Raw genomic sequence first — 11,253 nt, 5'->3', positions numbered from 1 at the left:
CAAGTCCGTTTTGGGTTACCTTTTTGGCGTCTAGAAAAGGTGACTCGCCGTAACGGCGAAACCGCCAGCCGCAACACCGCAAAAAACGGATATTCACCCAAACCAACCAAAGCCTGGTCGGCCCAAAGGCCGCCAAGCCTTGAAAACCCCCACAACTGTCAAAAACGATCCGCCACCCGCTTGCACGCATAATCCGGCTCCCGATACTTGCCCGGCTTCTGCCGTTTCGGCAACTCGACCTCGTCGCGCTTGACCTCTTCATAGGGGATGCGACTGAGCAAATCAGTGATGATGTTCAGCCGTGCACGACGCTTGTCATTGGAGTCGGCAACCCTCCACGGCGCCCAATCGGTGTCGGTATGCTTGAACATCTCGTCCCGCGCCCGTGAGTAGTCATACCAGCGGCTGTAGGATTTCAGATCCATTGGTGTCAATTTCCAGGTCTTGCGCCCGTCATTGATTCGCGCTTCGAGCCGGCGGGTCTGTTCCTCCGGACTGACCTCAAGCCAGTACTTGAGCAAGATCACCCCCGAATCAACGATGGCGTTCTCCACCCAAGGAATCGACTTGAGAAACTTGTCGGCCTGCTCCTCGGTGCAAAAGCCCATGACCCGTTCGACGCCGGCGCGGTTGTACCAACTGCGGTCGAAAATCACCACCTCACCGCCTGCCGGCAGATGCGGCAGGTAGCGCTGCACATGCATCTGGCTCTTTTCGCGATCGGTTGGCGCCGGTAATGCCATCACGCGGAACACCCGTGGGCTGACGCGTTCGGTGATCGCCTTGATCACCCCGCCCTTGCCTGCACCGTCGCGCCCTTCGAAAACAATACACACCTTGACACCTTTGGCGATGACCCATTCCTGCAGCTTGACCAGTTCAACGTGGAGCTTGCGCAGCTGTTCCAGATAGTCCTTGTTTTTCAAGCGTGGACGTTCGATTGCCTTTGCAGGTTTCTTCTTGTCTTTCGCCATGAACCTGTCCTCGCGCTTCAACAGCCCGCTGAATTTGTTTATTGACCCGATGGCCCTGATCCGTGAGGTTAGTTCACGCCCGATTGTTTGCCATCGTCGGGCAAAAAAGCCCTGTCGCCATGTGTTTCCTGGGTTTGTTCCGACGTCGCACTGTTCATTGCCCGATCCCCTGTTTGCTGGAGTTTTTTCGATGCCGTCGTCCAAATCATTGCCCACTGCCCTGCTCGGTCTGGCCCTGGCCTGCCCGGCGATGGCCGAGACCCAAGGTCTGGAGCTGGGGCAAGTGCTGATTTCGGCAGATGAGCGCAGTGGCAGCGATGCAGCGGTCGAAGAAGCGCGGGAACGCCTTGAGCAGGTTCCCGGCGGCACCGACGTGGTCGACATGCGCCAGCCGTTGCAGGGCCGTGTTGCCAGCAATCAGGATGTGCTGGCCTATCAGCCGGGGGTGTATGCGCAGTCGGCGGGCAACGAAGGCGTGAAGATTTCCATCCGCGGTTCAGGCATCAACCGCGCACCCGGCGCCCATGCGTCGGGGCTGTACACGATGCTGGATGGCTTGCCCCTCACCGGCCCCGGCGGCACGCCGTATGAATTGCTTGAGCCGTTGTGGGTCGACCATGTCGAAGTGCTGCGCGGCGCCAACGGCTTCGATCGCGGCGCGCTGGCGCTGGGCGGCGCTATCGATTACGTCAGCCACACCGGTTACACCGCGCCGAAGCTGCAAGTGCGCTACGCCACCGGCAGCCATGGCTATCAGCAGCGCCAAGTCAGCTCCGGGCAAGTGCTGGGGAATTTCGATTACTACGTGTCCCTGACCGATGCCAACGCCGACGGCTATCAGGACCACACCGCCAGCGAGAGCAAAGGCCTGATCGCCAACTTCGGCTATCGCTTCAACCCGAATCTGGAAACCCGCTTCTACTTTCGCTATCGCGAAACCGACAACGACCTCGCCGGTCGCGTGACCAAGCATTCCATCGAACACAGCCCACGGGCAGCCAACCCGGCGTATGTGGCCCGCGATGACAGCCGCAAGCAGCCCGGCAGCACGTTCATCGGCAACAAGACCACGTTCTACCTCGATGACGATTCGAGCATCCAGACCGGCCTCGCCTACCACGACTACCCGATGGATCTGCGCGAAGGCCCCAACAGGCTGAAGGTGGCATATACCGACGTCAGCGGCACCTTCGACTACAAACGCCGCGACACCCTGTTCGGCATGGAAAGCCGCAGCAATGTCGGCCTGCGCGTGACCAAGCACCTGCCCAACGACGGCGCCAGCGAGTTCGTGCGCATCCCGAGTGGCAACACCGCCAGCTACGCCCCGGGCACGCGGATGCGTAATTTCACCTATCAGGGTTCGGATACCGTGCTGCATTTCGGTAACGACCTGGAAATTGCCGACGACCTCTGGCTGACCACCGGCCTCGCCGCGATCTACACCCGCCGCGAAAGCGCCGTGACCTATCCGCAGGGCGGCGGCAAAACCAGTCTCAGCGACTGGGACTATGCACCGCGCATCGGCCTGCGCTATCAGATCACCCCCGACGTGCAAGTGTTCGGCAACCTCAGCCGCTCCGTCGAAGCACCGCACCCGTGGTCGCTGATCTACAGCTCCAACGTGCGCTTCCCTGCCGGCAACGGCGCCGCCACCGGCACCCAGCGCGACCCGGTCGAACTGCAAAACCAGACCGCTACCACTCTGGAACTCGGTGGCCGTGGCGACAGCAAACTGGGCGAATGGAGCCTGGCCTGGTACTACGCGCAAGTTCGTCACGAACTGCTCTCGGTACTGCCGGACGCCAACGCCGTCACGCCCTACGAACTCAATGCCAGCCCGACCGTGCACCAGGGCATCGAGGCCAGCCTCAACAGCAAACTCTGGACCGCCGCCGACGGCCGCCAGCTGAGCTTGCGCCAAGCCTACACCTTCAGCGACTTCCACTACCGCGACGACGAACGCTTCGGCGACAACCGCCTGCCGGGCCTGCCGATGCATTATTACCAGGGCGAACTGCGTTACGACTGGCCGCAGGGCTTCTTCGCCGCCGTGAACACGCAACTGGTGTCCAAAGTTGCCGTGGACTACGCCAACAGCTACTACGCCGACCCGTACGCCCTGTTCGGCGCCACGCTGGGCTACAACGCGCCGAAGGGCGACTGGCAAGGCTGGGTCGACATGCGCAACCTGACCGGCAAGCGTTATGCGGCAACGGTCACGCCGGGGTATGACGACAAAGGTCTGGATGCCGCGCGGTCGACCCCGGGTGAAGGGATGGGGGTTTATGTTGGGGTTTCGTGGAGTTTGCTATAAGACCCAACGCGAAATTCAAATGTGGGAGCGAGCCTGCTCGCGAAAGCGGTGTATCAGCCGTGAGTTATTTCAACTGACACGACGCCTTCGCGAGCAGGCTCGCTCCCACAGTTGGCTTTGTGGTGTTGGTTAGAACGACGCAGGGTTCGAATCTCTGGACGAGTATCATCGTGACAGCACGTCTCCTCGGACCGACCAGGTAATCATCGTTCTCCATTGAAAATAACGGACTGACCTCATGGATACTTCCCAAGAAAACCCTCTGGAAACATCGCTCCGGCTGGCCGCGGACGAACCCGCGCATCGCCCTGACTTCTATCGCACCCTGCTGGATTCCACTGTCTACATCCTCGGCACCGCCGGTGCGGCGCAAGGTCATGTCAATCTCGAAGCCGGCAGCAACATCAGCATCGCTCATTGGCAGAAGCCCGATGGCACGCCGGTCATTCCGTTCTTCTCCTCGCTGCCAACGCTGCAACAATCCATCGACAGCGAGCAGAGCTATGTGGAGATACCCGCCCGATCATTGTTCGAAATCACGCTGGGCGCGCTGCTTTTTCTGAATCCGAAGTCGCCGTACGGCAAGGAATTTCTTCCGGCGGAAGTGCAACGCCTGCTCTCAGGCGAAATCGGCCGGCCCGCCACGCAGCGTACCGTGGAAAAAGAAACCAACGTCTTGCTTGGACAGCCTTCGGACTACCCATCGACGATGGTCCATTCGCTCTCGCAATTGCTGGCCAAACACGCCAATGTGAAACGCGCATTCCTGGCGCTGATGCACGACCCCTCGATTGATGAAAAACCGCACTTGATCGTCGGCATCGAAGCGGATGGCGATATCGAACAGGTCATGCGCGAAGCCGGCAATGTCGCTGCGGACACAGCCCCCGATGGCGGACCAGTTGATTTTTGCCGCGTGCTGACGGGACAAGCCGGGCTGAGTGATTACTTCCTCAGGGAGACCAAACCGTTCTACGAACGCAAGTCACCGAGCAGGCTGCGTTCGTTATTTGGCTTTGGTTGACACGCCTGCATGCCGCTTGATCAGCAGGCCAGTGGTCGATTCTGATGAGCGTAACCTTGGATTCTCTCAACCCGCCCTCATAACAGTGGGTATCCCCACATCGTCTCGAGAGGAAGCACACACCATGACCACTCAAACCGAAACTGCCATTCTCGCCGGCGGCTGCTTCTGGGGCATGCAGGATCTGTTGCGCCGCTATCCGGGTGTGCTGAAAACCCGCGTCGGCTATACCGGCGGCGATGTCCCGAATGCGACCTATCGCAACCACGGCAACCACGCCGAAGCCATCGAGATTGAATTCGATCCGGCGGTAATCAGCTACCGGCAGATCCTCGAGTTCTTCTTCCAGATCCACGACCCGAGCACGCCCAACCGTCAAGGCAACGATCTTGGCCCGAGCTACCGGTCGGCGATCTACTACCTCAACGACGAGCAGCGTGCCGTCGCCGAAGACACCGCTGCCGATGTCGACGCCTCGAAGCTGTGGCCGGGCCGTGTGGTAACCGAAATCGAACCGGCCGGGCCGTTCTGGGAAGCGGAACCCGAGCATCAGGATTACCTGGAGCGGATTCCGAATGGCTACACTTGCCATTTCATCCGGCCTAACTGGAAACTGCCGAAGCGCGGTTGAAGAAACTGCTGGCGGGGTTCAATGCCCCGCCACCACCGAAGCTTCTACAGAGCGCGGGCCCGACTTGAAACCGTGGGCCCGGGCACCCCAGGCAATGGCGAAGGCGATAGCGACCAGTGCCAGCATGGCCCACGGAAATGAGGCAACGCCCCACTGATCGAGCAGCACGCCGCCGACGACACCGCTGCCAGCGATCGCGCTGTTCCACGCCACTACATTCAACGACAAGGCGACATCCGCTCCGTTGCCCGCCGCGTCAGCCAGCGCCGTTTGCAACAGCGTCGCCGCGCCGCCGAACGTCAAACCCCATACCGCCACGCCGAGATAAATCACCTCTGGGTTGCGTCCGCCAAAACCCAGCGCCACGCAGACCGCGGCAAAGGTCGCCAAACTCAGCAGAACAGTCGAGCGCAGCAGCGGCTCGACCAGCTTCGCCGTCAGCCATATCCCGACCAGCGCGGCGATGCCGAAGATCAACAACACCACATCCACCCGCTCGGCCATGCCCGCCGGCGCCACGAACGGAGCGATATAGGTGTAGAGAATGTTGTGCGCCAGCATCCAGCTGATCACCACTGCAAGCACAGGACGCACGCCCGGGGTAGTCAAGACTTTGCTCAGCGATAGGCGTTGATGGGCCGGCTGCGGCGGGTAGTCGGGCACTTTCACCAGCACCCAGACGATCAGTACCAAGGTCAGCGCCGACATCAGGCCGAATGTAGTGCGCCAACCGACCAGCCCACCGAGCCACGTACCCAGAGGCACGCCCAGCGACAGCGCAATCGGTGTGCCGACCATCGCCAGTGCCAACGCCTTGCCCTGCTGTTCGGGCTCAACCATGCGTCGCGCATAGCCGGCCAACAGACTCCATGCCAAACCCGCTGCAACCCCGGCGAAGAACCGCGCGACCAGCGTAACGCCGTAGTGCGACGACAGCGCGGTAATCGAATTGAACAGCAGGAAACCGACAATCGTCAGCAGCAGCACGTTGCGGCGCCGCCAGCCCCGGGTGGCGATGGTCATCGGGATCACCGCCAGTACGGAACCCAATGCGTACGCGGTAACCATTTGCCCGGCCATGGACGGCGAAATCGCCAGGCCTTCACTGATCAACGGCAACAGGCCCGCCGGCAGGGTTTCGGTGACGATGCAGATGAAGCCAGTCATGGCCAGCGCCAGCAAAGCGCCGATGGGCAGACCTTTTGGCGTAGCCGTTAACGTGATTGAAGGTGTCACTGGAAGCTCCTCGAAAAACCGACTCAGATTTAAATACCGATCGATCTAGATCCTGAGGGTGCATGCGCAGCGTTGTCAACAATTTCTGTATCGACTAGTCTTTATATTAAATCAATGAGGAGTCAGGTCATGGCGAGAACCGGTCGCCCCCGTCAGTTTGATCGCGACGACGCCGTCGATCAGGCTTTGCAACTGTTCTGGCAACACGGCTACGACGCGACATCGCTGGCCCAATTGAAGGCAGGCCTGGGTGGCGGTATCTCTGCACCTAGCTTCTACGCCGCGTTCGGTTCCAAGGAAGCGTTGTTCGATGAATGCGTGCAGCGTTATTTAACCACCTATGCGCAAGTCACCGAGTGCCTGTGGGACGACAGCCTGCCACCACGCCAGGCGATCGAGACCGCTTTGCGCCAGTCGGCACGCATGCAGTGCGACGACACACACCCCAAGGGCTGCATGGTTACCCTCGGCGTCATGAGCGCACCGAGCCCGGAAACCGCCCATGTGGCGCAAGCCCTGACCCACTCAAGGCAGCGCACCCGTGCCGGCATTCAAGCCTGCGTCGAACGCGCTGTGAATGCCGACGAGCTGGCCAGCGGCACAAGTGCGGCGGCGATGGCGACGGTATTCGACAGTTTCCTGCAGGGCATATCCATCCTCGCCAGAGACAACACCGCGCTGGATAACATTGATGCTGCTATCACTCAGGTCATGCAAACCTGGGACATTGCCGTCACGCGTAAGGCGGATTGATCAAATCACAAATGCACCGGTGCCACCGGCGCCGAACCCGGCTCCGGCACATCGACATTGACCTTCAGTGCAATCAGCAGCGCGGCCAGCAACATCAGAATTCCAGCCGCTACAAACACACCATGGATACCGCTGAAACTGAACACCGAACCGCCGGCGGCGGCGCCTGCGGCAATCGCCGACTGCACCGATGCGACGACCATGCCGCCTGCGCTTTCGGCCTGATCGGGTATCGAGCGCGCCACCCAGTTCGACCATGCGACCGGCACGCCACCAAAGGCCATCCCCCACAGCGCCAAGAGCAACGCCTGCCCGGTGACCGACGCCGGTAACCCGACCAACGCCAGAGCAGCAACGCCCACCAGCACTGGCATCAGCACCAACGTTGCCCTTGGATTGCGCTGCAACAGCCAGCCGGCGAACAGCGTGCCGGCAAAGTTCGCCACGCCGAAACCAAGGAGCATCAGCGCCAGCGTCTGCGGGCCGACGCCGGTGGTGCTTTCCAGAAATGGCCTGATATAGGTGAACAACGCAAAATGACCGGTGTGTACCAATACGCAGCCGAACATGCCGACGGCAATGCCCGGTCGCAGCAACACCTCAAGCACCGTACGCAGGCGTGACGGACGATGCGGCGCCAGACTGGGTAGCGTGAACATCTGAAAGACCAGCGTCACCACGCCCACCGCTGCTGCTGCGAAAAACGCACTGCGCCAGCCAAACTGGCCGCCGAGATAGCTGCCCAACGGCACCGCCACCACGGTACCCACGGCGATCCCGCTGAAGATGATCGACAACGCGCGGGGCAGCAGCGCCGCCGGCACCAGGCGCATGGCCACGGCCGCCGCCATGCTCCAGAATCCGCCCAGAGCTATGCCCAAAAGGATTCGCATGATCAGCAACACTGCGAGGCTGGACGACAACGCCACCAGCAGATTCGAGGCGATCATCAGTGCCGAAAAGCCGAGTAATACCAGCCGCCGATCAAGGCTGCGCGTCAACCCAGGTACGAGCAATCCTGCAAACAGCGCGACCACCGCGGTCACCGTCACCGCTTGCCCGGCCAGCGCTTCGCTGACGCCAAGATCGAGCGCCATCGGCGTCAGCAGGCTGGCCGGCAGATATTCCGCCGTGAGCAGACCAAACACACCCATCGCCAGTGAAAACACCGCCATCCACGCAGGCACCAGCGGCTCCCCGTCAGTTCGCCCATCACCTACACGTTCATTCATTTCAAGACTCCCTTGGACATTTCGAGAGGGCAGTCTATTGGCGGCAAACCGGATGATCTATGATGCGCAGTCTTGAACTTTTGATCGAAACCCCGAACATGAGCAGCACCGATCCCTTTTCACTGTCATCAGACCTGATCACTGAATTGCTGCGCAGCATGCGTTTGCGTGGCGTGCAATATCGTCGGATCCACGCTGGTCCGCCGTATGGTCTGGGTTTTAGCGACAAGTCCGGCCATGCGTATTTCCACTTCGTCGCCGCTGGATCGACGGTATTGCGACTGGAGGACGGCAGCCTGTACGAATTGTCGGCGGGCAATGCAGTGTTCATCGCCCACGGTGCCGCGCACCAGTTGCTGTCACACCCAAACGCCGAGGTGCAGGACATTGACAACGCCGTCGCCGCACCGCTCGGCGACACGGTCTGCGCGGTGCAGGTCGGACACAGCGCCGATTTGCCCGATAGCGCCCTGCTCTTCAGTGGCTGTATGGAGTTCGAACTCGGCAGCCTGCAAGGCCTCGGTCGGCTGATGCCGGGTCTTATGCTGATCGACGCCGGTGGCCAGCACTATCCGGGACTCATGCCGATTCTCGCGACCATGGAACGCGAAGTCAGCGCAGCGCGCATTGGCTTTGCCGGCATTCTCGCGCGCCTTGCCGACGTAGTGGCGGCAATGATTGTTCGCGGCTGGGTCGAATGCGCTTGCGGCAATGCCTCCGGTCTCGTCGCCGCCCTGCGCGACCCTCGCCTGGCGCAGGCCTTGCTGGCCCTGCACCAACAACCGGGGCGCGACTGGAGCGTCGCCGAACTGGCAACGCTGTGCAACACCTCACGCTCGGTCTTCGCCGAACGCTTCCAGAGCACCCTCGGCACCCCGCCGCTGCGCTACGCCACCGAACTGCGCATGCGCCTGGCCAGTCAGTGGCTGACCCTGGAAAGACTGCCGATCGAAGAAGTGGCGCAGCGCCTGGGCTACACCTCCCAAGCGGCGTTCAGTCGTGCGTTCAAGCGGATAACAGGAAGCTCACCGGGAGCGAGTCGGCGCCAGCGCGCACTATAAGAATTGCATTAACAGAGCGGCAATGAATCCGAGCCGCCCTCACCGCTGGATTTTGTCCAGCCCCGCGCCCACCCGCTCAGCAGCCTGCAAATCCCCACGCGCCTCCAACTCCTGCGCCACTTGCCGCAACTGCTCAATCGTCAATCCCACATTCAGACTGATCTTCAAATGCGACTCCAGCTGTGATTCCACCCCAGCCATCGCTGCCAGCGCACCAACAGTTGCCAGTTCCCGATCCGTCCATGCCAGGTTGTCGCGGGCGAAGATGTCGCCGAACAAGTGCACTTTCAGAAACTGATCGATCGCCGGGGCGAATTCGAACAGGGGGCCGGACACTGGCGCACCGACCAGGCGGGTCTGATTGTCGGTGCCGAGTTCGGTGAGCGCATATCCCGACGGAACCGGACCCGGCTCGCGTCCCGGCACGTCTTCGATGCCCCGCGCGGCGCGTTCCTGCAAAACCTTCATCAGCAATGACAAAGCGTTGAGGCTGCGCGGGAAGCCGGCGTAGGCGTACAGCTGCACCAGAATTTCCTTGGTCTCGCTGATGCTCAGCCCGGCATCGAGACCACGATTGAGTGCGTCGTGCAGACGCGGCATGTCGCCGATGGCAGCGTTGGCGGCAATCGGGGCGATCGCCAGTTGTTCAGGCGTCAGAGGCTGTTCTTTCATGATCGGTTTCTCCGGTGATCGGGAAGGATTGGCGCAGAGGGGATTCACGCAGGCTGCACTGGCGAGGACCGCGCAGCCGAGGGCGACGATGCGCAGAAGACGCCCTTGATTTAACGATTTCTGGTTCATCAATGACTCTCCTCACTCATGCAGAGTGAACGTCACCCGCACATCGCCACGCCCCAAGACTTCGGCCAAGTCCTGCGGGCGTTCGATGCGGCCAAGACGCGAATAGCGGTAGGACGAATCGAAGGTTTTGTAGAAGACCACCAACGTATCGTCGCCATACAAAAGGAAATCGCCGTTGTGGATCGTGCCCGGCCGGTAGGGCTGGGTGGGCAATGGCGGCTGCACGGTGGCGTATTTTTCATTGCCGTGCAGGTCGGTCATCTCCAGGCTCAGCGGCAATCGCGTGAGCAATTGCCGCGTACTCGGGTTGTCATCCAGAGCAATGGCAAAACGCTGTTCTCCGACGGTCATCCACATCGTGCTGGCCTCCATAGCGGTCGGTGCAGACAGAGCAACGGGCAGCCATGCCATCAGTACGAATCCCTTCCAGCCGTTGGCAAAAAACCGCATCGCTTTGCTCCGTCGCGTTGAAAGTTACTTAAGGTTGCTCTTGAAGAACTGCGTCAGCTTGGCAAAAGGAATCAGCTCGACCCGGTCGTACAGATCGACATGGCCGGCATTCGGCACAATCACCAGTTCTTTCGGCTGCCCTGCCAAGCGAAAGGCCTCTTCGCTGAACTCACGGGAGTGCGCGTTGGCACCGGCAATAAACAACATCGGGCGCGGCGAGATGCTCTCGATATCGACGAACGGATAGAAGTTCATGAACTTGGTGTTGCTGCTCAGCGTCGGCCGCGTGGTCTGTTGCGGCGTCGAGCTGGCCGGGGTGAATTCGCCGCGTGGGGTGCGGTAGAAATCGAAGAATTCACGCTGGATCGGATGGGTGTCGGCCTTCAGTTCCAGCACGGTGCCGCCGGTGTATTCGACCTTGCCGCCAGTGAACTCTGCGTAACGCTGCTCGGCCGCTTGCGCAATGATCTGCTTGCGCTGCTCAAGGCTTTGCGAATGCTTTAGGCCGTCACGGTTGGCGGCGCCCATGTCGTACATGCTGACGGTGGCGATGGCTTTCATGCGTGGGTCGATTTTCGCCGCGCTGATCACGAAGCTGCCGCTACCGCAGATGCCCAACACGCCGATGCGCTCGCGGTCGATGAATGGCCGTGTGCCGAGGTAATCGACGGCCGCGCTGAAGTCTTCGGCATACATGTCCGGCAACACCGCGTTGCGCGGCGCGCCCTCGCTTTCGCCCCAGAACGACAGATCCAGCGACAGGGTGACAAAGCC

The 11,253-nt window shown here is 61.0% G+C and carries 11 protein-coding genes; 5 read left to right on the top strand and 6 right to left on the bottom strand.

The window, feature by feature from the left end; genetic code table 11:
• Positions 1-158 precede the first annotated feature (158 nt).
• Positions 159-974, bottom strand: a complete 816-nt coding sequence (gene ppk2, locus OQK_RS22640; protein ID WP_016774423.1) for a polyphosphate kinase 2 — start codon at positions 972-974, stop codon at positions 159-161.
• Positions 975-1,164: 190 nt separating this feature from the next.
• Between ppk2 and OQK_RS22635 the strand changes: the two genes are divergently transcribed.
• The 3 genes from OQK_RS22635 (at position 1,165) to msrA (ending at position 4,946) form a co-directional block, all read left to right on the top strand.
• Complete coding sequence (locus OQK_RS22635; RefSeq protein ID WP_016774422.1) at positions 1,165-3,291, top strand: TonB-dependent receptor family protein; 2,127 nt, start codon at positions 1,165-1,167, stop codon at positions 3,289-3,291.
• A gap of 238 nt (positions 3,292-3,529) precedes the next feature.
• Positions 3,530-4,315: an enhanced serine sensitivity protein SseB gene (gene sseB / locus OQK_RS22630; protein ID WP_016774421.1), complete on the top strand. Its 786-nt coding sequence runs from the start codon at positions 3,530-3,532 to the stop codon at positions 4,313-4,315.
• A 124-nt stretch (positions 4,316-4,439) separates the two neighbouring features.
• Entirely contained in the window at positions 4,440-4,946 is a 507-nt protein-coding gene (msrA, locus tag OQK_RS22625; RefSeq protein ID WP_016774420.1) for a peptide-methionine (S)-S-oxide reductase MsrA, read from the top strand.
• A gap of 18 nt (positions 4,947-4,964) precedes the next feature.
• On the opposite strand, the gene OQK_RS22620 is transcribed toward msrA, so the two are convergent.
• Positions 4,965-6,182, bottom strand: coding sequence for an MFS transporter (locus OQK_RS22620; protein WP_016774419.1), 1,218 nt, complete (start codon positions 6,180-6,182; stop codon positions 4,965-4,967).
• A gap of 129 nt (positions 6,183-6,311) precedes the next feature.
• On the opposite strand from OQK_RS22620, the gene OQK_RS22615 reads away from it, so the two are divergent.
• Positions 6,312-6,935 (top strand): TetR/AcrR family transcriptional regulator, encoded by a 624-nt coding sequence (locus OQK_RS22615; RefSeq protein WP_016774418.1) that lies wholly within the window; start codon positions 6,312-6,314, stop codon positions 6,933-6,935.
• A gap of 5 nt (positions 6,936-6,940) precedes the next feature.
• Here OQK_RS22615 and OQK_RS22610 read toward each other — a convergent pair whose 3' ends face one another.
• Entirely contained in the window at positions 6,941-8,167 is a 1,227-nt protein-coding gene (locus tag OQK_RS22610) for an MFS transporter (protein ID WP_016774417.1), read from the bottom strand.
• A 62-nt stretch (positions 8,168-8,229) separates the two neighbouring features.
• On the opposite strand from OQK_RS22610, the gene OQK_RS22605 reads away from it, so the two are divergent.
• Positions 8,230-9,228 carry an AraC family transcriptional regulator gene (locus tag OQK_RS22605; protein ID WP_050977890.1) on the top strand — a complete coding sequence of 333 codons (999 nt, stop codon included), beginning with the start codon at positions 8,230-8,232 and terminating at the stop codon, positions 9,226-9,228.
• Between the two features lie 39 nt (positions 9,229-9,267).
• On the opposite strand, the gene OQK_RS22600 is transcribed toward OQK_RS22605, so the two are convergent.
• The 3 genes from OQK_RS22600 to OQK_RS22590 all read right to left on the bottom strand — a co-directional run.
• Complete coding sequence (locus OQK_RS22600; protein WP_038862086.1) at positions 9,268-9,900, bottom strand: carboxymuconolactone decarboxylase family protein; 633 nt, start codon at positions 9,898-9,900, stop codon at positions 9,268-9,270.
• A gap of 141 nt (positions 9,901-10,041) precedes the next feature.
• A complete protein-coding gene (locus OQK_RS22595) occupies positions 10,042-10,479 on the bottom strand; it encodes a cyclophilin-like fold protein (protein ID WP_016774414.1) in 438 nt (145 codons plus the stop codon).
• 24 nt (positions 10,480-10,503) lie between these two features.
• On the bottom strand, positions 10,504-11,253 hold a 750-nt coding region (locus OQK_RS22590; RefSeq protein ID WP_016774413.1), incomplete at its 5' end, for an alpha/beta hydrolase.

This window comes from Pseudomonas sp. R62 (assembly GCF_000257605.1).
Lineage (GTDB): Bacteria > Pseudomonadota > Gammaproteobacteria > Pseudomonadales > Pseudomonadaceae > Aquipseudomonas > Aquipseudomonas atacamensis.
This window is presented reverse-complemented; position numbering and strand designations above follow the sequence as displayed.

Excerpts from the sequence above, each read along its gene's own strand:
- msrA (WP_016774420.1), top strand. The coding sequence starts at position 4,440 with ATGACCACTCAAACCGAAACTGCCATTCTCGCCGGCGGCTGCTTCTGG.
- sseB (WP_016774421.1), top strand. The coding sequence starts at position 3,530 with ATGGATACTTCCCAAGAAAACCCTCTGGAAACATCGCTCCGGCTGGCC.
- OQK_RS22600 (WP_038862086.1), bottom strand. The coding sequence starts at position 9,900 with ATGAAAGAACAGCCTCTGACGCCTGAACAACTGGCGATCGCCCCGATT.
- ppk2 (WP_016774423.1), bottom strand. The coding sequence starts at position 974 with ATGGCGAAAGACAAGAAGAAACCTGCAAAGGCAATCGAACGTCCACGC.
- OQK_RS22615 (WP_016774418.1), top strand. The coding sequence starts at position 6,312 with ATGGCGAGAACCGGTCGCCCCCGTCAGTTTGATCGCGACGACGCCGTC.
- OQK_RS22635 (WP_016774422.1), top strand. The coding sequence starts at position 1,165 with ATGCCGTCGTCCAAATCATTGCCCACTGCCCTGCTCGGTCTGGCCCTG.
- OQK_RS22595 (WP_016774414.1), bottom strand. The coding sequence starts at position 10,479 with ATGCGGTTTTTTGCCAACGGCTGGAAGGGATTCGTACTGATGGCATGG.
- OQK_RS22610 (WP_016774417.1), bottom strand. The coding sequence starts at position 8,167 with ATGAATGAACGTGTAGGTGATGGGCGAACTGACGGGGAGCCGCTGGTG.
- OQK_RS22605 (WP_050977890.1), top strand. The coding sequence starts at position 8,230 with ATGCGCAGTCTTGAACTTTTGATCGAAACCCCGAACATGAGCAGCACC.